Genomic DNA, 22634 nt, shown 5'->3' with positions numbered 1-22634 from the left:
GCCGTCGGCCGCCGGGCCGCGAGACGGGCAGGGCCCGGACGCCGGGGTGCCGGCCGTACGGACCGATCCGATCGGGACGCTCGCCCGCGCCGCCGGGTACGACGATCCGGAGCGCTGGTGGGAGGACGTGGTCGAGCACCGCGGGGACACGCCGTTCCAGGTGATCGCCGAGGCGATGGCGGCGGTCCGCGAGGGGCACGTGGCCGACGCCTACGAGGCCCGGCGGGAGGCCTTCATGCGGCGCACCATCCGCAGGGCGGTCAAGGACGGGTTCGAGCGGATCGCCGTCGTCTGCGGCGCGTGGCACGTGCCCGCGCTGGCCGGGCCGTCGCGGGAGGGCGCCGCCTGGGGCGCCGGGCTGCCCACGGTGAAGGCCGACGACGCGCTGCTGCGCGGGCTGCCCAAGGTCAAGGCCGAGATGACCTGGGTGCCGTGGACCTACGGGCGGCTGGCCGCCTGGAGCGGATACGGCGCGGGGGTGACATCACCCGGCTGGTACCACCACCTGTTCGCCTCCGCTGACCGTCCGGTGGAGCGGTGGCTGACCGCCGCCGCGGGGGTGCTGCGCGAGGAGGACCTGCCGGTCTCCTCGGCGCACGTCATCGAGGCGGTACGGCTCACGCAGAGCCTGGCCGTGCTCCGGGGACGGCCGCTGGCCGGGCTGGCGGAGGTCACCGAGGCGGCCAGGGCCGTGCTGTGCGAGGGCGACGACCTGCCGGTGGAGCTGATCCAGCGGCGCATGGTCGTGGGGGAGCGGCTCGGCCACGTCCCCGACGCGACCCCGATGGTCCCCCTCCAGCGCCACCTCCGCGAGGAGCAGCGGCGGCTGAAGCTCAGGCCCGAGGCCCTGGACCGCGAGCACGATCTCGACCTGCGCAAGCCCCTCGACCTGGAGCGCAGCAGGCTGCTGCACCGGCTGCGGCTGCTCGGCGTGGAGTGGGGCACGCCCCAGGAGAGCCGGAGCAAGGGCACCTTTCGCGAGTCGTGGACGCTCGCCTGGCGTCCCGAGTTCGACATCGAGCTGATCGAGGCGAGCGCCTGGGGCACCACGGTCCCCGCGGCGGCCGGTGCCCGCGTCCGCGATCTCGCGGACGGAGGACGGCCGTCCGGCCCGGCCGCGCCGCAGGGGGCCGCCGGCCCGGGCCCCGGAGGCGGACCCGCCGCGTCCGCGGGAGTCTCGCTGGCCGGCCTCACCGGGCTGGTGGAGAGGTGCCTGCTCGCGGACCTGCCGGACGCGCTGCCGTACGTGCTCGACGCGCTGTCGGCGCGGGCCGCACTCGACAGCGACGTCACGCACCTGATGGCGGCGCTGCCCGCGATGGTCCGCGCGCAGCGCTACGGCGACGTGCGCGGCACCCCCGCCACCGGCCTGGCCTCCATCGTCGACGCCCTGCTCACCAGGGTCTGCGTCGGGCTGGGCGGAGCGGTCACCGGGCTGGACGACGACGCCGCCCGCGACCTGCTGCGCCACATCGACGGGGTGCACGCCGCGGTGGCCCTGCTCGACGGGGCCTCCGGCACGGAAGCGCCCCAGGCCCGCTGGCTGGCCACGCTGCGCGGCGCGTCGGGCCGCTCCGACCTGCACGGCCTGATCGAGGGCCGGCTCACCAGGATCCTGCTGGACGCCGGTGACCTCGACGCCGAACAGGTGGGCCCGCGGATGTCGCGGGCCATGTCGGCCGGGCACCCACCGGCCCGGGCGGCGGCCTGGATCGAGGGATTCCTGTCGGGCGGCGGCCTGCTGCTCGTCCACGACGCCCGGCTGCTCGCTCTGATCGACGGATGGCTCACCGGGCTCGCCCCGGAGACGTTCGTGGACGTGCTGCCCCTGCTCCGCCGGACGTTCGGCGCCTTCGCCGCGCCGGAGCGGCGCTCGATCGGCTCGCGGGTCCGCTTGCTCACGACCGGGGCGGTCCCGGGCGGGGAGGACGTCGCGGAGCTCGACGAGGAGCGGGCGGCGGCGGCCGTGCGGACCGTGCTGATGATCCTGGGGAAGACGGAGGCCGAGTGATGGACGACAGACTGCGCCGCTGGCGGCTGGTGCTCGGCGGCGACGCCGACGGCACGGGATGCGCTCTCGGCGGGACCGACGCCCAGATGGACGGAGCCCTGGCCGCGCTCTACAACGGCGGTGACGGCGAGGGGGCGGGCGAGCGGAGCGGCGGCCTGGGCGCCTCCGCGCCCCGGGTGGCGCGCTGGCTGGGCGACATCCGGTCCTACTTCCCCTCGACCGTCGTCCAGGTCATGCAGAAGGACGCCGTCGAGCGGCTGAACCTGACCCGGCTGCTGCTGGAGCCGGAGATGCTGGAGGCGGTCGAGCCCGACGTCCACATGGTCGGCACGCTGCTGTCGCTCAACCGGGTGATGCCGGAGAAGGCCCGCGAGTCGGCCCGCGCGCTGGTCCGCAAGGTCGTCTCCGAGCTGGAGCGGCGGCTCGTGCAGAAGACGAAGGCGGCCGTCACCGGCGCGCTCGACCGGTCGGCGCGCACCCACCGGCCCAAGCGGGTCGCCGACATCGATTGGGACCGCACGATCCGGGCCAACCTGAAGAACTACCTGCCCGAGCGGAACACCGTGGTGCCGTCGAGGCTGGTCGGGTACGGCCGGCGGCAGCGGGCCGTACAGCGCGAGGTCGTGCTCTGCATCGACCAGAGCGGGTCGATGGCCGCCTCCGTCGTCTATTCCAGCGTCTTCGGCGCGGTGCTCGCCTCGATGCGCTCGCTCAGGACGTCGCTGGTGGTCTTCGACACCGCGGTCGTCGACCTCACCGACCAGCTCCACGACCCGGTGGAGCTGCTGTTCGGCACCCAGCTCGGCGGCGGCACCGACATCAACCGGGCCATCGCCTACAGCCAGGGGCTCATCACCCGGCCCACCGACTCGATCTTCATCCTGATCAGCGACCTCTACGAGGGCGGGGTCCGGCAGGAGATGCTCCGCAGGGTCGCCCAGATGACCGCGGCCGGAGTCCAGGTCATCGTGCTGCTCGCGCTGTCGGACGAGGGAGCTCCCTTCTACGACCGCGACAACGCCGCCGCCCTGGCGGCCATGGGGGTGCCCGCCTTCGCCTGCACCCCCGACGCCTTCCCCGCCCTGATGGCCGCGGCGATCGAGCGCCGCGACATCGGTCAGTGGGCCGAGAAGGAACTGGAGCGCACGGCCACATGATCCCGCTCTGACGAGGATGGCACGGAGGCCCGTCCTTGTCAGAGCGCCATGGCCGCAGGCCGTCCCCGCCGGGCCGGGCGTCCGGCAGAGATGGCCGGGCGGCGGGCGTGCCCGAACGGAAGGGACGTCCGGGTGGTGGGCGTGCCCGCAGATGTCCGTCCGGTGGGAGCGTCCGGCCGGCGGGGCGGTCCGGACGGTCCCCGTCACGCGGCGCTGTCATCAGGAGGCGATCAGAGCCTCACCCCATGATCATCGACATCATGGGCCGGGCTCGGTATCCTCCTGGCGGGCCGGTCATGATCGGTTGGATCTGCCCGGATCGCGCACGACGGGTTCGGAGGTGCTGTGTGACTCTCGCTGATGGAGATCCAGGCGGTCCGCGACTTCGACCGGTTGACCGCGACGCTCGACGAGACGCTGCGGCAGCCGTAAGGCAGGTGGGGGCGCGATGCCGCCCGAGCAGGTGACGATCGACGCCGACGGCCGATACTCCTCCGGACGCGGCTTCCCGACATCGGCGGATGAGTACGCGCAGTTCACTGAAGGACCACGGAGCCGATCATGGTCATGCTCCGCAACGCCCTGGGCAGCATCGGGCGCATCTTCAGAAGCCTCTTGAGGACTCCCCGGGCCAGGCGGGTCGATACCGTGGCCGGCCGTCTGCACGACCTGTGGCGTGCTCCGCGCCGGCTGAACGGCGGAGGCTACGAGCCCCGGATCAAGACGACCACGGACAAGGCCTGGGCGAGAAAGAACGGCACAGACCAGGTCGACCTCGCCAACACCGACTACAAGCGCCTGCCGCGCGACTGGCAGAAGGAGAACAGGGACTCTGCGGACGTGGCGGTCAGATTGCTGCGCGACGGTGAGAAGCGAGGGGCGGATCTGAGAAGCGAGAAATTCATGGAGGAGGCCAGCGAGGAAGTGCACAAGGCGTGGCTCAGACGGAACGGCGAATGGGCCCCTGCCGAGCAGAAGCTGCCGTATCGGCAGCTGTCGGAGCTGGAGAAGGAGAAGGACCGGGAGGTCGTCCGCGCGGCACTCGGCCTCTGACCGGCGGGGCCGCGGATCACGTCCGGGTTCACCCGCCCCGGCCGTACAGGCCGGTGAACCCGTGCTGCCGGGCCGCTCGTCAGGTGCGGAACGGGCCGGTCACGCAGTAGGTGATCCCGCCGGAGGAGGAACCGGAGGTGCCGCGCTGGGAGGAGAAGTAGAGGCGGTCGCCGGCGGGGTTGAAGGCGGGGCCGGTGATCTCCGAGGAGCCCTGGCCGTTGATCCGCAGGAACGGGGAGATCCTGTCGTCCGGAGTGATCAGGCAGATCTCCATATTGCCGCCGTCCTCGGCGACGTAGAGGTCCCCGAAGGCCGAGCCGGTGAGGTTGTCCACGCCGGTCAGCGGCGCCGTTCCCGGGCTGACGAGGCTGTCGTCGTAGGCGAGCTCGTAGGTTCCCGCGGCGACGTCGACCTGCCAGACCCGGTTGTCGCCCTTGGTGGTGAACCAGACGGTGTCGCCGGCGTAGTGGCAGCCCTCGCCGCCGTTGAAGGACTTCGAGCCGGAGACCTGGCTCCGGGTCACGGTCGGGGAGCCGTCGGGGTCCGGTACGTCGGCCCAGGTGAAGGTGCCGGAAGTGGCCGAGCCCGCGACGAGCGCCTGCAGCGTGCCGGACGACAGGTCGCCCCAGGTCGCCGGGACGAACCGGTAGAACCGGCCGTCGGTCTCGTCCTCGGTCAGGTAGATCACCTTGCGGACCGGGTCGGCGGCCGCCGCCTCGTGCTTGAAGCGGCCCAGGGCCGGGCGCCGCACCGCCGGTCCGCCGAAGGGGTAGGTCTCGTAGACGTAGCCGAGGCTGACCTCCTCGCACGACAGCCAGGTGTTCCACGGCGTCGCGCCCCCGGCGCAGTTCTGCCGGGTGCCCGACAGGATCGAGTCCGCGGAGACGACGCCGCCGGAGGAGTCGAAACGGATCGCCGAGGCACCGCCGCCGGGATTGACCTCGGAGTTGGACACGTAGATCCAGCCGCCGCCGTCGGCGAAGCAGGCGCCGCCGTCGGGCGCGCTGTGCCAGGTGTGGGAGGTGCCGGGGACCAGCTGCCCGGACCGGGCGATCACCCGGCTGGTGAACCCGGCCGGAAGCCGGATGCCGTTGCCGTCGGCGGCCAGCAGGGCCCCGTAGGGCCCCGGGGCGTTCTGGGCCGGAGCCGCGAGGGCGTCCTGCCACAGGCTTCCGGTGAAGGCCAGGGTGCTCGCACCGAGCGCCGAGGCGCGAAGGAATGTACGGCGTTCCATCGATGAACCTCCCACATGGGGATCAACAGGACCGTTCCCCCGATCGGCCCAAGGCTAGAAGTGTCAGCAAACACCTGCCTGTATGCGTGCTTAACGGGAAATGTCCTGCCCGTAGTGATTGCGCGCCACACCGGTACGGCTGTGCGGGCCGAGACGTTGGACGGCAGGCAGGGTAGCGAAGGCCGAGCCGGAGCCGGGTGTCCACCGGGCCGGCATGTCGGCGGAGAACGATGCCACAGCCGAATCCGCCCCGACGACAATCGACCCGAAACGCCGCCCGGCGGATCATGATCGGACATGGCTGTATCTTGACTCAAACCAAGATTGCACCGAACTTTCGTTCGACCGAAAAGGATCAGCCGCTTGATAGTGTCACCGGCATGCCGGGATTATGCATCCTCTCTATTGACACGGAGCTCGCCTGGGGAATCGACGCCCAGGATCTGCCGCGTTATTCCAGGGTATTGGACGACGAGCCGATAATCATCCGCCGTCTTATCAGCCTTTTGGATGAATATCAGATCCCCGCGACATGGGCTCTTGTCGGGCAACTTCTGATGGCTCCGGAAGAGCGGCGGGAAGGAGGGCGGACTCCGGAACGGTGGTACTACGCCCCCCGCCTTCTCGAATGGATCGACAGCGCGCGCGTCCGCCATGAGGTCGGCACCCACACTTTCAGTCACGTCTGCGCGCATGATGTGTCGACCACCGAAGAGCTGTGGCGGCAGGAGCTCGAGGCGGCCGCACAGATGAGCATGCGGCATGGGATCACCATGCGCTCCATCGTCTACCCGCGCAACCAGGTGGCATACACCGACATTCTTTCCGATTTCGGGATAATCGCCTACCGAGGTGTCGAGCAGAGCTGGTACGGCAGCCACCACGGAGTCCTCCATTTCGTGGACCGGGCCCTCGGAGTGGCCTCCCCGACCTACGACCTGCGCCGGCTCCGTGAGGGTGACAGGCTGGTCAATCTCCCCGCGTCCCAATTCCTCATGGGAGACAACGGGATGCGGAAGCTGATTCCGCCCGCGTCCCGGATCAGGCAGGCCCGGCTGGCCCTTGACCGCGCGACCCGGCGAGGAGAGCTCTACCACCTCTGGTTCCACCCTTTCAATCTGGGGGGCGGTGGCCAGATGTTTCAGACACTGGAGCGGATCCTGCGCGACATGTCCGAGCGTCGCGACAGGGGAGAGATCGCCGTCATGACGATGGGTCAGGCCGCCGACCTCGTTCTGCGGGGCGCGGGCGAGTCCGCCTTGGAGACCGAGGGGCGGCCGTGAACCCCATAATCATTTTGGCCTGCCGCAGCCGGCAGTCCTATCTTTTGATAAACCATCTGGCGGCACGGTTCGACGTGGCGGCAGTGGTCTTCGAGGAGTCGCAGCAGAAAAAGCTGCTCCGTCACCGCCTGCGTAAATTCGGGCCGCTGCCCGTCGGAGCGCAACTGGCGTTCATCTGCTACGACCGCCTGGTGATAAAACCGCGATCACGTGTCCGGATCGATGAACTGCTCGCCGGTTGGGATGTGCGCCCTCCCGACGGGCGTCTCAAGGTATTGGAGGTCGATTCGGTCAACGGCCAGGAGGTCGCCGCTCTCTTGCGGGACGCGCGGCCCTCGGCGGTCATGGTCTCGGGCACGGGCATCATCGCCACGCGGATTCTCGATCTCGCCCCCGCGTTCGTCAACATTCACGTCGGGATCACCCCGAGGTACAGAGGCGTGCACGGCGGTTTCTGGGCGATCTACGAAGGCAACCCCGAACTGGTCGGGACGACGATTCATCTGATCGACGCCGGTGTCGACACGGGTGGGATTCTCGCGCAGGTCGCCGTCCCCGTCGACCCGTTCACGGACACCTATCGCACGCTTCCCGTAAAACAGTATCTGGGCGCTCTCGACGCGATGGCGGACGCCGTCCGCGCGGTGACAATCGGTCAGCCGCGACCATATCAACGCTCCGATATCGGGAGTAGGCAGTGGTATACGCCCACGCCTCTCCAATATGTGCGCTTCCTGCGCATGATGCGAGCGCTACGGCGACGGGCCGGGTCGCGGGACGACATGCCGGCGCCCGGCGTATCCGGCTCGCCGCGCTCGTCCGCGGCGACCTCCCGGCCGTAGGTCCGGTGAACGCGCGGTGGGGCAGGCGGCTCCCGGAGCGCCGCTCGTCCCCCGCGGCGCTTTCAGTGGGCGGCCTCCTCCTCGGGCCGGGCGCGGAGCGGGAGCAGGAAGGCGGTCAGGAAGGTGACGGCGAGCAGGCCGACCTCGATCCAGATCGTCAGCCGCATCGTGTCCTCGAAGCTCCAGCCCTGTCTGAGCAGGCCGAAGAAGACCGTGCCGATGGCGGCCACCCCCAGCGCGCCGCCGAGCTGCTGGACGGCGGTCAGGGTGCCGGAGGCCGAGCCGGACTCGTGGGGCTCCACCCCGGCCAGCACGATGTCGAAGAAGGGGGCCATGACCATGCTCATCCCGACGCCGGTGACGGCCAGGGCGGGGGCGAGCTGCCACGGGGTGACGCCCATCCCGGCGAGGCCGAGGGTGACGCCGACCCCGGCGACGCCCGCCGCCATGACGACCGTGCCCAGGTGGATCAGCTTGCGGCCCACCTTCCGGGCCAGCCCCGAGGCGTTGACGACGATGAACCCGGCCAGCGCGCCGACGGCGTTCGGCAGACCGGCGAGACCCGCCTTCAGCGGGTCGTAGCCCAGGGCGATCTGGGTGTAGAGGCCGAACACCAGCGAGAAGCCGATCATCCCGGAGAAGAAGGCGAGGCCGGTGACCAGGCCCCCGCTGAAGGCGCGCTTGCGGAACAGGCTCATCACGACCAGCGGGGCGCCGCCCGCGCGCTCCTTGCGGGACTGGTGACGACCGAAGAAGATGAAGATCACGATCGAGGCGGCCATCGAGGCGAAGGTCCAGGCGGGCCAGTCGAGGTCGCGGCCCTGGACCAGCGGGAAGATCAGCAGGAACGAGGCGGCCGAGACCAGTCCCGTCCCGGTCAGGTCCAGCCGTGAGGCGTGCGGGGGCTTCGACCCGGGCAGGTAGCGGATCGCGCCGAGGAGGCAGATCAGGCCGATCGGCAGGTTGATCAGGAAGATCATGCGCCAGCCGGTGCCGAAGAGGTCGGCGTCGATCAGCCAGCCCGCGAGGACCGGTCCGGCCACCGTGGACAGGGCCATGATCGGGCCGAACGCGCCGAACGCGGCGGCCAGCTCCCCGGGCGGGAACATCTCCTTGATCATGCCGAGCCCCTGGGGCACCATCACCGCGCCGAACAGGCCCTGCAGCACCCGCGAGCCGATCAGCGTCTCGGGGGAGGCGGCCAGCCCGCACAGCAGCGAGCACAGGGTGAACCCGAGCGCGCCGACGGCGAACATGCGCCTGCGGCCGTAGAGGTCGCCGAGGCGGCCGCCGGTGACGAGGCCGACGGCCATCGCCAGGGTGTATCCGGCGCTGAGCCACTGGATCATGCTCGACGGGCCGCCCAGGTCGGCCTGGATGGACGGCGCCGCGATGGTGGTGACCATCGAGTCGAGCAGGTCCATCGCCTCGGCGGCGAGGATCACGCCCAGGGCGATCCATCGCCACCGGTACGGCCCGGCGGTGGCGGGTGGTCCGGTGTCGATCGCATGAGTCATCGGGGGGCTCCGATCCGAGGGAGGGGAGGCGTTCGGCGAACGCCGTTCGTCCTCTACGAACATCGTTTTAATGGCGAACATCGTTCGAGTCAAGTACGGCGTTCGTAGTTGGTACGGTGTTCGTGAAAGAGGCCCAGAGCGGTATAGGATCGGCCGATGACCGACATCCCGGCTCCGCCGTGGCGCAAGACCCGCAGGACGAACGCTCCCCGAGCCGTCCTGAGCAGGGATCTCATCGTCGCCGCCGGCTTGCGGATCCTCGACGCCGAAGGGCTTGACGCGGTCAGCATGCGCCGGGTCGCCCAGGAGCTCGGCACCGGCCCCGCCTCCCTCTACGCCCACGTGGAGAACAAGGAGGAGCTGCTCGACCTGATCTACGACGAGGTCATGGGTGAGATCCAGGTGCCCGAGCCCGAGCCGGAGCGCTGGCTGGAGCAGCTCAGGGAGCTGATCATGGAGGCGTCCCGGGTGTTCCGGGCCTATGCCGACATCGCCAAGGTCGGGCTGGCCACCATCCCGACCGGGCCCAACGCGCTGCGGATAGCCGACGCCCAGCTGGCCATCATGCTCGCCGGAGGGGTGCCGCCCAAGGTCGCGGCCCTGATGATCGACCGCCTCGGCCTCTACGTCTGCTCCGACGCCTACGAGGGCTCCCTCTACCTCAACAGGCAGCGCGCCAGCGGCAGCGATCTGGAGAGCTTCATGGGGGAGTTCTTCGGGCAGATCGAGGAGTTCTACCGCAGCCTGCCCGTCGACCGCTTCCCCAACCTCGTCGCCCAGATCGACAACCTGATGGAGGCCGGCGGCACCGAGCGGTTCGAGTTCGGCCTGGACCTGCTCCTGCGCGGCCTGGCCTCCCACGTCGAGGCGGCGGGTCCTACGACCAAGGGCTGACCTCCGGGGCCGATGCCCGGCGTGGGGCGGCGGCCGTACTGTTCGATCATGACTGCTACGACGGTTTTGGCCCCGGTTGAGGGGATATTCGCCCAGCGCTACCGCGCGCTGACGGTGGGCATGGTCGCGTTGATCGTCCTGGTGGCCTTCGAGGCGCTCGCGGTGGCGACCGCGATGCCGGTCGTGGGGCGCGAGCTCGACGGGCTCGCGCTGTATGCCCTGGCCTTCAGCGGGGCGCTGGCCGCAGGGATGATCGCCACCGTGCTGGGCGGGCGCTGGGCCGACATCCGGGGGCCGGTCGGCCCGCTCTGGGCGGGTGTCGGCGCCTTCGTCGCGGGACTGCTGATCGCGGGCCTGGCGCCCACCATGGACGTGTTCATCCTGGGCCGGTTCGTGCAGGGCTTCGGCGGCGGGATCTTCCAGGTCTCGATGTACGTGCTGGTCTCACGAGTCTACCCGCCGGCCGTGCACCCCAAGGTCTTCTCCGTCTTCGCCGGAGCCTGGGTGGTGCCGTCCATGGTCGGACCGGCGATCACCGGTGTCGTGACGGAGCAGCTCGGCTGGCGCTGGGTCTTCCTGGGTGTGCCGCTGCTCGTCGTCCCCGCGGCGCTGCTGCTGTGGCGCGGCCTGTCCTCCGCGCCGATGGACGACCACTCCGAGGTGAGCGAGCGCAGCCCCATCCTGCGGCGGCTGGGCTGGGCGGTGCTGGCGGCCGTGGGCGCCGCGCTCATGCAGTACGGCGGGGCGGCACGTGGCGCCGGGCTGATCCTGCTGGTCGTCGGCCTGCTCCTCCTCGTCCTCACGCTGCCCCGGCTGCTGCCGCCCGGCACGCTGCGCGCCGCCCGCGGCCTGCCCTCGGTGATCACCCTGCGCGGGATCGCCGCCGGCACCGTCTTCGGCGGCGAGGTCTTCCTGCCGCTCATGCTCACCGACGAGCGCGGCCTGTCGACCACCCAGGCCGGAATGGTGCTCACCGGCGGCGCGCTCGCCTGGTCGCTCGGCTCGTGGGTCGTCGGACGCAAGCGCTACGACCGGGTCAAGGTCCTGCGGACCGGCCCCGCCATGATCGCAGCGGGTCTCGTGCTGATGGCCCTGACCGTCTTCACCGCCGTCCCCGTGGCCCTGGCCTTCATCGGCGAGGCCGTGCTCGGATTCGGCATCGGGATCGTCTACCCGACGCTGTCGGTGCTCGTCCTGGAGCTTTCGCGCCCGGGCGAGGAGGGCGAGAACAGCGCCTCGATGGGGATCGGGGAGTCGGTCTTCACCGTGGTCGCGGTCGCCGTCGTCGGCGCGATCGTCGCCGCCTTCGGCGCCGCCGGGCCGGTCTACCTGGTGTGCTTCGCGCTGACCGCGCTCCTGGCGAGCACGGGTGTGCTGGTCGCGGGCCGATTCAGGACCTGACCCCGTGGCGCTGGGCCGGTTCGGGACCTGACCCCCGTGACGCTGGGCCGATTGAGGACCTGACCCCCGTGACGCTGGGCCGGCTCAGGGCCTGACTCCCCGTGACACTATGGGAAGAACGCCGCCCTTCTCCGTGTTGAGGGGTGAGTCCCGCCCTCGGGCGGGATTCGCGTTTTCCCGAGCAGAGATCGAGGGGGGTCCATGCCACGCGTACGTGAGCTTGAGGTATTCCGTCTGGTCCTGCCGTACGGCAGGCGGCCGGAGAGCATCCTCGTCCGGCTCACCGACTACGGGGGCATGGCCGGGTGGGGAGAGGTCGTCGACGCCGACCCGAAGACCTGGGCATTCCTGGAGGAGGGGCTCGGCCGGGCGCTGATCGGCGTCGACTGGGAGCACCCCGACGAGCTGGGAGCCGTCCCCGGCGGCCCCGCCGCCGACATGGCCTGCTGGGATCTGTGGGCCAGGATGCGCGGCGTGCCGCTCTCCCACGCGCTGGGCGGCAGCCGTACCTCACTGATGGCCACCGTCAGGATCGGCGCCGAGCGCAACCTGGAGAGCCTGGTCGCGCGGGTGAACCGCCATGTCTGTGCCGGATACGCCCACATCACCCTGGACGTCCACCCCGGCTGGGACATCGAGCCGCTGCGCGCCGTCCGCCAGGCCTACCCGGTGCTGGGCATCGGCGTGGACGCCCGCGGCGCCTACACCGACATCGGCGCCCTCGAGGCGCTGGACGCCTACACGCTCTCGTCCATCGAGCGCCCGTTCGCCAACCTCGCCGACCATGCCGAACTGCAGGAACGCGTCGCCGCCCCGGTCCTGCTGGAGGTGTCCTCGCTGGCCGAGCTCGACGAGGCGATCCTCGTCAACGCGGGCCGGGCGCTGCTGCTGCGCCCCGCCGCTCTGGGCTCACTGCGCGAGGTACGGCGGGCGCACGACCACGCCGTGGCGGCGGGCTGGGAGATCGCCTGCGCCGGAGGCCAGGGCACCGGCCTGGCCCGCGCTGCCACGGTCGCCGCGGCCAGCCTGCCCGGCTGCGACCTGCCCTGTGACGTGGCCGAGCCCCCGCGCAGCGCGCAGATCGTCACCCCGCCGGTCGGCGCCACCGGCGGCGTCGTGGCCGTACCGCTCACCCAGCCGGGCCTCGGCCACACGGTCGACGTGGACCGCGTCCGCCGGCTCGCCAAGGAGTCCTACGCCACCTGAGCACCTCCGGTGACGTCTCGGCGGCGGGCGCCCTCGCCGGCGTCAGGGAACACGGCGAAGGTCATGATCGAAGCCCCGGCTCCCGGCAGGGGACGGAGGGATGATCGGGGCGGCGACGGGTGGTCAACGGTCCGGCCGCTGTAGCCGCTGGATCTGGAGGCGCAGCTCTCGTTCACGGTTCGCGCGCTGCTGCTCGCGACGGAGCTCCCCCTCTTCGACGGCCTCCGCGTCCCAGCGCGCCCGGGTCTCATTGATCTGGTACAGGGTGATGCGGGACACCCAGATGATGAGGACCGCGATGGCCAGGGGCGTGCTCGCATGGCCGGTGGAGACCATCGCGAAAATGGCGATGAAACACACCCATGACGCGGTTTTCGCGGCGATTTCTATCTCGTCGATGTGCTCTTCGAACAGCGACATCCGTTACTCCGATGCTGTCGGACCGAGTAGTCGTTTCGGCATGAGATGGAATGACCGAAATATCGGACCCGTCCGCTCTCGTGGTTATGGATCCAGCGGTAGAAACGTGCTGCCGGCGGTGTTCCGGCCTTGTCGGCATAGACGATCTATACCTACTGTGGTATTAATTTTTTTCTTTCATCGCGGGGTCCTGGAGAGGACGGGGGCGGCGTGGCCGAGCCGATGGTGCCCAATCCCCGGCACGCGGAGCTGCAGCGCCTCCTGGTGGAGGCCGAGGACAGGGCTCACGAGGTACGGCAGGCCTACCAGCGCGCCTCCGGAGCGATGCGGTCGGGGAAGGTCTGGACGGGGCCGACGGCAGACAAATGGACCACCGAGCTGGAAGACCGGCACCAGCGGCTGGGACGGCTCGCGCAGCGTGTGGTCGACGCGATCGAGGAGGAGCTGCGCCGCACTCCTCCGCTGGTGACCGAGTCCCAGGCGAACGCCGCGCGCCGGGAGATGGCCGGGCGCACATGACCGTCGTGACCGTGAGGGGGAACGCTCCATGGCACCCACCGCCGAGTTCTGCGGCATCGATCCCGAGGGGATGGGACAGCTCGCCACCTCCCTGAGCGGCGCGGCCGACCGGCTGACCGCGTACAGCCAGGAGTTCGAGGGAAAGCTCCGCCAGCACGGGATCAGCACCCCCGCCCTGCGGGAGATCGCCGACATCGCCGACTGGGGCGGCACGCAGGTCTCCATGCTCCACGGCCGGATCGACCTGATCAACGCCCTGGGCAAGGGCGCCCCTGAGCTGGGCAGCGGAGGCGACCGGTCGTCGCTGGTGCGCCTGCCCGACGAGCTGGAGGACTTCGAGACCGCCCAGGGCCTGGCGAACATGTACGGCAACGACATCTTCGTCAACTTCGACGGCGAGCTCCAGGGCGAGATCATCCACAACCATGCTGACAAGGTCGCCAAACTGGCGGAGAATCCCCAGGCCGCCGCCGCCTTCTTCGCCCTGCTGTCCCCGAAGGTCCGCGACAGTCTGCCAAGTCTCATCGCGAGCACCGGCAGCAAGACCGCCAAGAAGGACCTGGCCGCCTTCAGCGCGGCCCTCGGGGCGGCCTTGCGCGCCCCCGCCCTCGTCCCGGCGTTCGCCAAGGTCAGAAACGACCTGGTCAAACCGGCCGGCAGCAAGGTCGCCGCGTGGAACCGGCTCGCACTGCTCAGGGGTGCGAACGCCCCCTCCAGCGTCCGCAGCGCGGCATCTCGCGCCTTGGTCCTGGACGACTTCGTGAAGAAGCCCCGGCAGGACTGGCGTGCCGCCGGACCCACCGAGATAAAGGCGTACGGCCTGCCCTCCGATGTGGTCGCGCTGGGGCTGGAGGTGCTCGCCGGAGACGGTACGGCCGCGCGGGACGTGTTCGCCAAGCTGGGCGGAGCCGACGTCAAGCTGAGCCAGACCGAGAAGATGAAGCGGTTCCTCGACTACGCCAAGAGCGCGGGCACCGGGGACGAGGTGGCCGACGCCTTCGGGCGGGTGCTGGAGGCGGGCACCGAGGCCACGACCGAGAACCCCGGTCAGCACAGCCCGGTTGCCGCCGCCTTCGCCCTGGACGCGATCAAGGCCGTGGGGTCCTTCGGTGATGGCCTGCCGATGGTCGCCAAGGACTCCATGGTCACCATCGCGAAGTCCTACATCCACGAGCTGGCCTCGGGTGCCCGCTTCGACAAAGCCGTGGACCGGGCATCCGGGATGGGGGTTCCGGAGAACTGGATCGCCCTTCCCGGGGTGACCCCGGCGTTCTACCTCAGCCCAGGTGACACTCATCGCTTCCTCAAGACCTTTGTCGGGGACAAGCAGCTCACCGACGACTTCGATGTGACCGCAGCCCAATTCCGCTATGACACGCTGACGGCAGCAGCGCGGCTGGACGCGCAAGGCGGGACCAGATACTTCGAGGACACAGCGAGGATGTTCGGCGATCTCGCCAGCGTAGAGTTCAAGGCGACATTAGATGTGCGTGGGGAGCAGGACGCCACCGACGATCTGATCCGTGACATCACTAAAAACACTCTTGCCCTCGGAATCGACCGGATTCCCATCGTGGGCGGGGTTAAGGAAGCGGGATGGGAACTGACCAAGGCATACTTCATCAGYACCGTCCTCGACGGCTGGGCCGACAGCTTCGAGACACGGGTCGAGGAGGCCACCGGAGCCCGGTCGGACTTTGTCCTGCGCCAGAAGTACGACATCGCCTACATCCTTCACGAGGCCGGCTATCCAGCGAGCGAGCCGCCCGCCGAACTCATCAGCAAGAGCACCGGCAATCTCAAGACCTATGACGAGCTCCTGGCAGAGGCGAAGCGGGAAGCGAGCGAGGACAAGAAATGGGAACAGGTGCTGCGGGAGAAACTGACGCCCTATGAACACTGGATGGACAGTAACAATAATTTGGATACCAAGATCGAAGATGCCTCAAAATTTCAGGCCAGTGATCAAGCCAAAGAGCAGTTAAGAGTCTGGAACTGATTCGTCTTTCTCACGTCGGCAGGCACGGAGTCATCGCGTCCAGTCGCCAGGTGGGAGCCTCAGGGGCCACATACACGGTCACTGTGATACCTAGATCCTTCTTCGTGCCGTGGATGAATCGCCCTTCATTGGTATCCATCTGGCTGAAGTCATACTCCAACTTGTATCCGAAGTCCTGGACGAGGACGTTCTCCATCAGTGCTTGGGCTCTGCCTAGGTGAGAGTCCAATGGTTCGTTGATGCGTTCATAATCGGCGGTGGCTCGTAGTACTCGCCTGAATTTGTCCTTGTCGCAGCGGATGTCCTTGTCTGGGCGCTGCAGGATGCGCAGCTTCTTGAGCGGGTTCTTGAAGACGTCGTTGGTCTCCAGTCGCTGTGTATCCTTCTGCAACTCCGCCGCTGCCTCCTTCAGTGAAGGCTCGGAAGTGCAACCCGATGTCACCATCACCAGCGCTATGCCGATGGCCAGTAGGCGGGCGACGCGCATTCAGTACCTCCGGGGGTGACGGATTCCGGGACGTACCAATCTTCGCCCACTCGGCACGCTTCCGCCACACCCTTCCCGCATCCGTTTGTCGGTGATGGCCATCTTTGAGGCGATGGCAGGCCTTGCCTCTCGACCTCAAGACGGCCTTGTCGTCATGGGCCAGAGTCGCGATTCGTCCGGCCGACGGCTCGTCTGTCGTCATGATTTCCCCTTCTGGACTCTTTCAGATGTTTATGATCCGGGTGTTAAAGAGCGCAGTCGCATCCATGTGCGGCCTGGTCTACTTCTGCTGGAGAAAGTGACGAACTGCTTTATTTCTCGTGCTGCCGCGGAGAGAATTTCTGTGTCTAGAATGACTTACCGGTGGTTGGTCGGCTATCGGATCGACAATCCAGGGTAGAGCAGATAATGACAGTCGTTGGTCTATCCAGATCGAGTTAGGCGTCGCCGGCCGGTTATTAAGTCCGTTTTTTCTAATTCGAGAGGAAATGTGATGGATGGTGCGCCGTCTCTCGACCCCGGATCCCCTCGTGTGCGGTTCGGTGCGGAGATGCGCCGTCTGCGGGAGGCCGCGCAGCTCTCGCAGACCGCCGTGGCCTCCCGCCTCGGCTGCACCCAGACCCAGGTGTGCCGCCTGGAGAAGGCCACCCGGACCCCGTCGAAGTCCGACGCCGAGAGGCTGGACCGGCTCTTCAGTGCGGCTGGCGGCGTCTCCTTCACGCGGCTCTACCAGCGCATCATCGCTCAGCCCGGTGGCCCGGTCTGGTTCCGTGACTGGGCCGAGGAGATCGAACCCACCGCCCTTGTCCTGCGTTCCTGGGATCCCCTTCTGGTGCCAGGCCTTCTCCAGACAGAGTCCTATGCTCGACAGATCTTCAGCCAGGAGCCTGAGATCACTCCTGGGGAGGTGGAGGAGCGGGTCCAAACGCGTATGCAGCGGCAGGGAATCCTTGACCGGGGCAAACCCTTTGCGCTTCGCATACTCATTGACGAGGGCGTGCTACGCCGTAAGGTCGGTGGAACCGAGGTGATGAACGGACAACTCGGTCACCTGCTGGAGATCGCTCAGAGGCCGACTGTCTCCATTCAGTTGGTCAGCCCCGAATGCCTGACAGGTCTGATGGGCGCCTTCATGATCGCTGAACTTTCGGATGGACGACCGGACGCCATTCACGTGGACTCCTCGGCGGAAGGGCAAGTCACGACGGATCTCGATTCCGTGACTGCGATTTGGAAGCGCTATGAGGCGATCCGGCTCTGGGCCTATCCTGAGCACATGTCCCTCAAAATGATCGAGGATGTGAGGCGCGAATGGACCTGAGCGCCGCCGTATGGCGGAAGTCATCGCGTTCCGGCGGGAATGGCGGCCAGTGCGTCGAGGTCGCCGCCAATCTGCCGGGGGTGGTCGCGGTCCGCGACAGCAAGAACCCTGACGGTCCCAAGCTGCTCTTCACCCCAGCCGAGTGGGGAGCGTTCATCGGCGGCGTCAAGACCGGCGAGTTCGACCGCTGATTTGGTCTCGGCTAGGAGAAACCGTCCGTCCTAACCAGGAGGCCGGTCCTGGCCGCGACCAGCGCAGCGTCGTACCCTCGGTCAACGTCGGCGAGACACTCGTCCGCCTCGACTCCTGATCTCACCCCGAGATTCTCCGCTGCCGGGTGTCATCGAGAACGCTCGCCGTGTGGCGGGGCCGGATCAGGCGCAACCGTCGGTGATTCCCTTGGGCTCGGCCGAGTCCGTCGTCCCGGCGCTTGACTGCGGACCGGGTGTGGCGGCGGAGGTGGCGCGGGCCCCGGGAGCGGAGGTGGTGCGGGCACCGGAACCAGAACCGGGCGTGGCGCCGGAACCGGGGCTCGGCGTGGCGGACGTGGGGCCGTCCGAGCCGGGGCCGGGAGTGGCGGTTGGAGCCGTGGGCCGGGTGGTGGCGGCGAGGTGGCGGCGTGGGGCAGCGGGAGCTGCTGAGGCGCGGATGGCCTTGGCGGTGACGGTGCGGATCTTGACCCAGTCGGGGTAGCCGGTGTTGATCAGCGGTGGCACGAACTGCACGCTGGTCACCTTGGCGCCCTTCACCTTCACGGCCAGCGGCACCAAATGCTCCAGCATCGGACGCGGGATGTCGGTCCGCAGGAGCTCCTTGGTGGCCAGCGCGATCTGGTTGAACCGGGACAGCACGGTCGCCGGGTCGGCCTGGGTGAGCAGGGCGCCCAGCACGCAGCGCTGGCGTCCCATCCGGGTGAAGTCATCGCTGTTGGTGCGCGAGCGGGCGAACCACATCGCGTCGGCCCCGCGGAGCTTGCGGGTGCCCGCCTTGACCAGGCCCTCGTTGTACTTGCCGAAGACCACGTCCTGCGGCACGGTCAGCCGGACGCCCCCGATCGCGTCGATCAGGCGGGCGAAGCCCCACATGTTCACCAGGGCGTACCAGTCGATCTTCAGCCCCAGGGTGTGGCCGATCGTCTCCACGAGTGTCCGGGTGCCCTGGCCCTTGCGGCCGCCGAAGATCTCCGGGTGGGCGTCGGCGTACTCCCAGACCGCGAAGAGCAGGTCCTCGCGCGAGCCGTCCGGGTTGGCGGGCAGCCGGAAGCCGTCGGGGAAGCGCCTGGCCATCGGCGAGCCCGGGACGAAGCGCACGTTCTCCAGGTTGCGCGGCAGGCTCAGCAGCACGGTGTTGCCGGTCTCGACGTCGATGCTGGCCACGTTGATGCTGTCGGTCCGCACGCCCACCCGATGGGTGTCGGCGTCGCCGCCGAGCAGCAGGATGTTCACCCGGTCCCGGCCCGACCACGGGTCTCCCGCACCGGTCGAGCCGTCCGGGGGCAGCGGCGCGGCCGGGGCGTTGAAGACCTTGTCCAGCGCCGACTGCGAGACCGCGGCGTACTGCCCGACCAGGCCGAAGGGCAGCAGCACGGCCACCGCGAGCGCGCCCGCGAGGGTCCCGGTGATCGCCTGGCCGGCTCCGGGGAGCGTGCCCGGGTTCAGCACCATGAACGAGTGCACGACCAGCGCGAACCAGGCGACGCCGAGCGCGACGGAGGCCACGGTGACGGCGGTCAGCCAGGACGACGCGGCCAGCTGCCCGGCGAGGCCGGCGAAGTCGGCGAGGTCGGAGGTGAGCCCGACCCACAGCAGTCCCAGCAGCAGTACGGCGTGGACGGACAGCAGCGCCAGGCCGGTCCTGCGCCATCCGGCGCGCAGATGCGCGGCTCCCGGCGCGACGACGGACAGGGCCGTCCACCCGATGACCGTGCCGACCCCGGACGGCCTTGATCTGTCTCGCACCTGCCCCCGATTCCTCCGCGCTTGAGCGCTGCACCGGTGATGGCTTGAGCGCTGCACCGGAGATGGTAGGACGAGGATCGGAGCCTGCGGGCGGCGAATGAGTGAACAGTATGAGAAGCAATCCGGCTTTATTGTCACATTTCTACTGGAATAAGGTTCGGTCATGTCTTTTACCGAGATCGAGTACGGCGTGGCCGACGGGGTCGCCACCGTCACGCTGAACCGCCCCCACCGCCTCAACGCCTTCACCTACGTCATGCGCGGCGAGCTGATCGACGCCTTCGACAGGGCCGACGCCGACGACGGGGTGCGCGCGGTGGTGGTCACCGGCCGGGGCCGGGCCTTCTGCGCCGGAGCGGACCTCGGCGGCGGTGGCGACACCTTCAACCACCACAGGACCGAGGAGATGTACGGCGGCGAGGACACCGTCGACGGCTCGCCCCGCGACGGCGGCGGCACGGTCGCGCTCCGCATCGCCCGCTCGCTCAAACCGGTCATCGGCGCGATCAACGGCCCCGCCGTGGGCGTCGGGGTGACGATGACGCTCCCGATGGACATCAGGCTCGCCTCCGACACGGCCAGGTTCGGCTTCGTCTTCGCCCGGCGCGGCATCGTGACCGAGGCGGCCTCCAGCTGGTTCCTGCCCCGGATCGTCGGCATCGCCCAGGCCATGGAGTGGGCCGCCACCGGCCGGGTCTTCCCCGCCTCCGAAGCCCTCGAAGGCCGGCTGGTCTCAAAGGTCCACGCCCCGGACGAGCTGCTCCCGGCCGCCTACGCGCTGGCCCGTGAGATCGCCGACAACACCTCGGCGGTCTCGGTCGCCGCCATCCGGCGGCTCATGTGGTCAGGCCTGTCGGCCGCCTCCCCCTGGGAGGCCCACCGCGCCGACTCCCACCTCATGAACGCCCTCGGCGCCGCCCCCGACGCGGCCGAGGGCGTCACGGCCTTCCTGGAGAAGCGCCCGGCGAGGTTCCCGATGAAGGTCAGCGAGGATCTTCCGGACACGGTCCCCTCGTGGCCCGCCAACCCCTACGAACTACCCTGACCGCATGCCTGACGTTCTCGGTCCCGACTACGAGCTCACGGTCCTGCCCATGGCCGACGACTACGAGGGAGCGGTGGTCGCCTCGCTGGTACGGCGGCGCGCCCCCGAGCCCACCGGCAGGGCGGTGCTCTACCTCCACGGGTTCACCGACTACTTCTTCCAGACCCATCTGGCCGACCACTTCGTCGCCCAGGGCATCGACTTCTACGGTCTGGACCTGCGCAAGTACGGCCGCTCGCTGCTGCCGCACCAGACCCGGGGCTTCGTGCGCAGCCTCACCGAGTACTTCCCGGAGATCGACGAGGCGGTCCGGGTCATCCGCGAGGAGGACGGCCACGACGAGGTGATCCTCAACGGCCACTCCACCGGCGGCCTGATCGCCGCCCTCTGGGCCGACCGGGTCCGCGGCCGGGGGCTGATCCAGAGCCTGGTGCTCAACAGCCCCTTCCTCGACCTCAACGTCCCCTCACCCCTGCGGGTCGCCGCCGACCTGCTCAAGGGGCCGATGTCCAGGATGTCGCCACGCGCCGTCCTGCCCCTCGGGCCGGCCACCGCCTACGGCACGAGCCTGCACCGCGACCACCACGGCGAGTGGGACTTCGACCTGGAGTGGAAGCCGATCGGCGGGTTCGCGGTGCACGCCGCCTGGCTGGCCGCGATCCGCCGAGCCCAGCGGCGCCTGCACGGCGGCCTCCGGGCCGACGTCCCGACCCTGGTGCTCTGCGCGGAGAAGGGGCTGCAGCTGCGCGACTTCGCACCGGAGGCCCAGGGGGCCGACGTCGTGCTCGACCCCGGGCAGATCGCGCACTGGGCGACCAGGATCGGCCCCCACGTGACGTGCGTCCGGGTGCCGGGCGGCATGCACGACCTGGTGCTGTCACCCGAACCCGCCCGCGAGGTGGTGTTCGCCGAGATGGACCGCTGGCTCAACTGCTACCACGGGAACGCGAAGAGGCTGTAGTAGGCCGCCGCGACCAGCAGCAGGCCGGTGCTCCCAAGCACACCGGCGATCGCGGCGCGCTGGGGGCGGCTGGGCTGCCACCCCTCGCGCAGCCCCGAGACGACCGCCGCCACGGAGGTGACCTCCTGCAGCAGCATGAGCACCGCCAGGATCCGGATGACCAGCCATCCGGCGAGCACCGCCGGCCAGGCCCCGGCCTGGTTGACCGAGAACAGCACCAGCAGCGTGATGAACGCCAGCACCGACACCAGCAGCCCGAGCCCGGTCCAGGCCATCCGGCGGAACCTGCGCCGGATGGGCGGCCAGATCAGGGCGTTGGCCTCGGCGGGCAGCTGCCGGCCGCGCAGCCGTACGACCATCTCGGCCACCGGGCCGACCACGTATCCGACGGCGGCCAGGCAGAGCGTGAACCCCAGGACCGCGCCCCCGGCGTACCACGGAGCGGCGGGGACCTCGCTGGCCTCGTAGCGCTGGACCGGGGTGGCGCCCGCGATGTGCACCGGCGGCCTGGCCGTGCCCGGCAGGCCCTTGACCCAGTTGGACAGCGTCTCCAGGTAACCGGGCGCGAACGGCCCGCCGTGGATGCGCATGCCGTGGTCGGCGCCGTCGAGGTAGCGGATCGTGTAGTCGGCGTTGCCGCCCTCGGCGAGCGCGCGGGTGAGCGCCCGGCTGCTCTCCACGAACGGGATCGACGGGTCGCGCGTGCCGTACAGGGCCAGGACCGGCTGCCGGATCCCGCGCAGCGCGGGCAGGCCGTCGTAGCGCAGGAAGTTCATGTGGACCGCGCTCATCGCCCTGGTGACCAGCTCGCGCACCCCGCTGGGCGCGTGCAGCCGGTCGAGCTGCTCGCCCATGGCCCAGGTGACCTGCCGCATGGGCGAGACGTTGGGCGCCGAGACCAGCACGGCGAACCCCACCGCGTCGCTCTTGGCGGCCGCGATCGGGACCACCCAGCTGCCCTCGCTCACCCCCCAGAGCCCGGTACGCGCCGGGTCGACGTCGGCGCGCGTGCGCAGGCGCGCCAGGACCCGCAGCGCGTCGTCGGCGAGCAGGTCGAAGTCGCGGTTGCGGAAGTCGTAGCGCACGGTCCGCTTGTCGTAGACGAGGGTGACGATGCCCGCCCTGGCCAGCAGCTCCGCCTGCGTGGTGAACTCGCCCCGCACGCCGGGCCCGGCCCCCTGCACGAAGACCAGGGCGGGGTGCTTGCCGGGGGTGAGGGGCGCGCGGATCGTGGCCTCGAGGGTGGTGTCCCCGACGTCGACGGTGATGTCCTGCGTGACGATCTGCGCGGTCGAGGCGATGGGGCGGACCTCGGCCGCGCAGATC

Annotated in this window: 20 protein-coding genes; 14 read left to right on the top strand and 6 right to left on the bottom strand. The window is 69.6% G+C overall.

Features of this window, described 5'->3' with window-relative positions:
- The 3 genes from CA984_RS27940 to CA984_RS27930 all read left to right on the top strand — a co-directional run.
- Positions 1 to 2011: DUF5682 family protein (locus tag CA984_RS27940; protein ID WP_086576511.1), on the top strand; the 2011-nt coding region annotated here is incomplete at its 5' end.
- Complete coding sequence (locus tag CA984_RS27935) at positions 2011 to 3168, top strand: VWA domain-containing protein (protein WP_086576510.1); 1158 nt, start codon at positions 2011 to 2013, stop codon at positions 3166 to 3168. The genes CA984_RS27940 and CA984_RS27935, both read left to right, overlap by 1 nt.
- 561 nt (positions 3169 to 3729) lie before the next feature.
- Positions 3730 to 4221 (top strand): hypothetical protein, encoded by a 492-nt coding sequence (locus tag CA984_RS27930; protein WP_086576509.1) that lies wholly within the window; start codon positions 3730 to 3732, stop codon positions 4219 to 4221.
- 79 nt (positions 4222 to 4300) lie between these two features.
- On the opposite strand, the gene CA984_RS27925 is transcribed toward CA984_RS27930, so the two are convergent.
- Positions 4301 to 5455, bottom strand: a complete 1155-nt coding sequence (locus CA984_RS27925) for an alkaline phosphatase PhoX (protein ID WP_086576508.1) — start codon at positions 5453 to 5455, stop codon at positions 4301 to 4303.
- Between the two features lie 308 nt (positions 5456 to 5763).
- Between CA984_RS27925 and CA984_RS44970 the strand changes: the two genes are divergently transcribed.
- Together CA984_RS44970 and CA984_RS27920 are read left to right on the top strand one after the other, a co-directional pair.
- Positions 5764 to 6738, top strand: a complete 975-nt coding sequence (locus CA984_RS44970) for a polysaccharide deacetylase family protein (RefSeq protein ID WP_165781441.1) — start codon at positions 5764 to 5766, stop codon at positions 6736 to 6738.
- A complete protein-coding gene (locus CA984_RS27920; protein WP_165781440.1) occupies positions 6735 to 7580 on the top strand; it encodes a formyl transferase in 846 nt (281 codons plus the stop codon). Before CA984_RS44970 ends, CA984_RS27920 begins: the two co-directional genes overlap by 4 nt.
- Positions 7581 to 7642: 62 nt before the next feature.
- Here the strand turns inward: CA984_RS27920 and CA984_RS27915 are convergent, their stop codons facing one another.
- On the bottom strand, positions 7643 to 9097 hold the full coding sequence (locus CA984_RS27915; RefSeq protein WP_086576506.1) for an MFS transporter: 1455 nt from the start codon (positions 9095 to 9097) through the stop codon (positions 7643 to 7645).
- 156 nt (positions 9098 to 9253) lie between these two features.
- Here CA984_RS27915 and CA984_RS27910 point away from each other — a divergent pair, with 156 nt between their 5' ends.
- The 3 genes from CA984_RS27910 to CA984_RS27900 all read left to right on the top strand — a co-directional run bounded on the left by CA984_RS27910 (position 9254) and on the right by CA984_RS27900 (position 12598).
- On the top strand, positions 9254 to 9991 hold the full coding sequence (locus tag CA984_RS27910) for a TetR/AcrR family transcriptional regulator (RefSeq protein WP_086576505.1): 738 nt from the start codon (positions 9254 to 9256) through the stop codon (positions 9989 to 9991).
- A gap of 48 nt (positions 9992 to 10039) precedes the next feature.
- The gene (locus tag CA984_RS27905; RefSeq protein WP_242676211.1) at positions 10040 to 11392 is read left to right on the top strand and encodes an MFS transporter; all 1353 of its coding nucleotides are present in this window, start codon (positions 10040 to 10042) and stop codon (positions 11390 to 11392) included.
- 201 nt (positions 11393 to 11593) lie between these two features.
- Positions 11594 to 12598: an enolase C-terminal domain-like protein gene (locus tag CA984_RS27900; RefSeq protein WP_086576503.1), complete on the top strand. Its 1005-nt coding sequence runs from the start codon at positions 11594 to 11596 to the stop codon at positions 12596 to 12598.
- Between the two features lie 123 nt (positions 12599 to 12721).
- Here the strand turns inward: CA984_RS27900 and CA984_RS27895 are convergent, their stop codons facing one another.
- Positions 12722 to 13018: a hypothetical protein gene (locus CA984_RS27895; protein ID WP_086576502.1), complete on the bottom strand. Its 297-nt coding sequence runs from the start codon at positions 13016 to 13018 to the stop codon at positions 12722 to 12724.
- Between the two features lie 210 nt (positions 13019 to 13228).
- Here CA984_RS27895 and CA984_RS27890 point away from each other — a divergent pair, with 210 nt between their 5' ends.
- Both CA984_RS27890 and CA984_RS27885 read left to right on the top strand, forming a co-directional pair.
- A complete protein-coding gene (locus CA984_RS27890) occupies positions 13229 to 13537 on the top strand; it encodes a hypothetical protein (RefSeq protein ID WP_086576501.1) in 309 nt (102 codons plus the stop codon).
- Between the two features lie 28 nt (positions 13538 to 13565).
- Complete coding sequence (locus tag CA984_RS27885) at positions 13566 to 15536, top strand: hypothetical protein (RefSeq protein WP_086576500.1); 1971 nt, start codon at positions 13566 to 13568, stop codon at positions 15534 to 15536.
- Positions 15537 to 15546: 10 nt separating this feature from the next.
- Here the strand turns inward: CA984_RS27885 and CA984_RS27880 are convergent, their stop codons facing one another.
- Positions 15547 to 16023 carry a hypothetical protein gene (locus tag CA984_RS27880; RefSeq protein WP_086576499.1) on the bottom strand — a complete coding sequence of 159 codons (477 nt, stop codon included), beginning with the start codon at positions 16021 to 16023 and terminating at the stop codon, positions 15547 to 15549.
- 493 nt (positions 16024 to 16516) lie between these two features.
- Here CA984_RS27880 and CA984_RS27875 point away from each other — a divergent pair, with 493 nt between their 5' ends.
- Positions 16517 to 17344 (top strand): helix-turn-helix domain-containing protein, encoded by an 828-nt coding sequence (locus tag CA984_RS27875; RefSeq protein ID WP_086576498.1) that lies wholly within the window; start codon positions 16517 to 16519, stop codon positions 17342 to 17344.
- The gene (locus CA984_RS27870; RefSeq protein ID WP_086576497.1) at positions 17335 to 17535 is read left to right on the top strand and encodes a DUF397 domain-containing protein; all 201 of its coding nucleotides are present in this window, start codon (positions 17335 to 17337) and stop codon (positions 17533 to 17535) included. Before CA984_RS27875 ends, CA984_RS27870 begins: the two co-directional genes overlap by 10 nt.
- 183 nt (positions 17536 to 17718) lie before the next feature.
- Here CA984_RS27870 and CA984_RS27865 read toward each other — a convergent pair whose 3' ends face one another.
- The gene (locus CA984_RS27865; RefSeq protein WP_242676210.1) at positions 17719 to 19302 is read right to left on the bottom strand and encodes an LCP family protein; all 1584 of its coding nucleotides are present in this window, start codon (positions 19300 to 19302) and stop codon (positions 17719 to 17721) included.
- Positions 19303 to 19465: 163 nt separating this feature from the next.
- Between CA984_RS27865 and CA984_RS27860 the strand changes: the two genes are divergently transcribed.
- The gene (locus CA984_RS27860) at positions 19466 to 20347 is read left to right on the top strand and encodes an enoyl-CoA hydratase-related protein (protein ID WP_086576495.1); all 882 of its coding nucleotides are present in this window, start codon (positions 19466 to 19468) and stop codon (positions 20345 to 20347) included.
- A 4-nt stretch (positions 20348 to 20351) separates the two neighbouring features.
- Positions 20352 to 21308, top strand: a complete 957-nt coding sequence (locus CA984_RS27855; RefSeq protein ID WP_086576494.1) for an alpha/beta hydrolase — start codon at positions 20352 to 20354, stop codon at positions 21306 to 21308.
- On the opposite strand, the gene CA984_RS27850 is transcribed toward CA984_RS27855, so the two are convergent.
- Positions 21281 to 22634 (bottom strand): alpha/beta hydrolase family protein (locus tag CA984_RS27850; protein ID WP_108724627.1); only part of this gene is annotated, 1354 nt, incomplete at its 5' end. The genes CA984_RS27855 and CA984_RS27850 overlap by 28 nt on opposite strands.

It is taken from the genome of Streptosporangium minutum (assembly GCF_002149035.1).
Taxonomy (GTDB): domain Bacteria; phylum Actinomycetota; class Actinomycetes; order Streptosporangiales; family Streptosporangiaceae; genus Streptosporangium; species Streptosporangium minutum.
The sequence above is the reverse complement of the archived record's forward strand: the minus strand, read 5'-3'. Positions and strand labels throughout refer to the sequence as shown.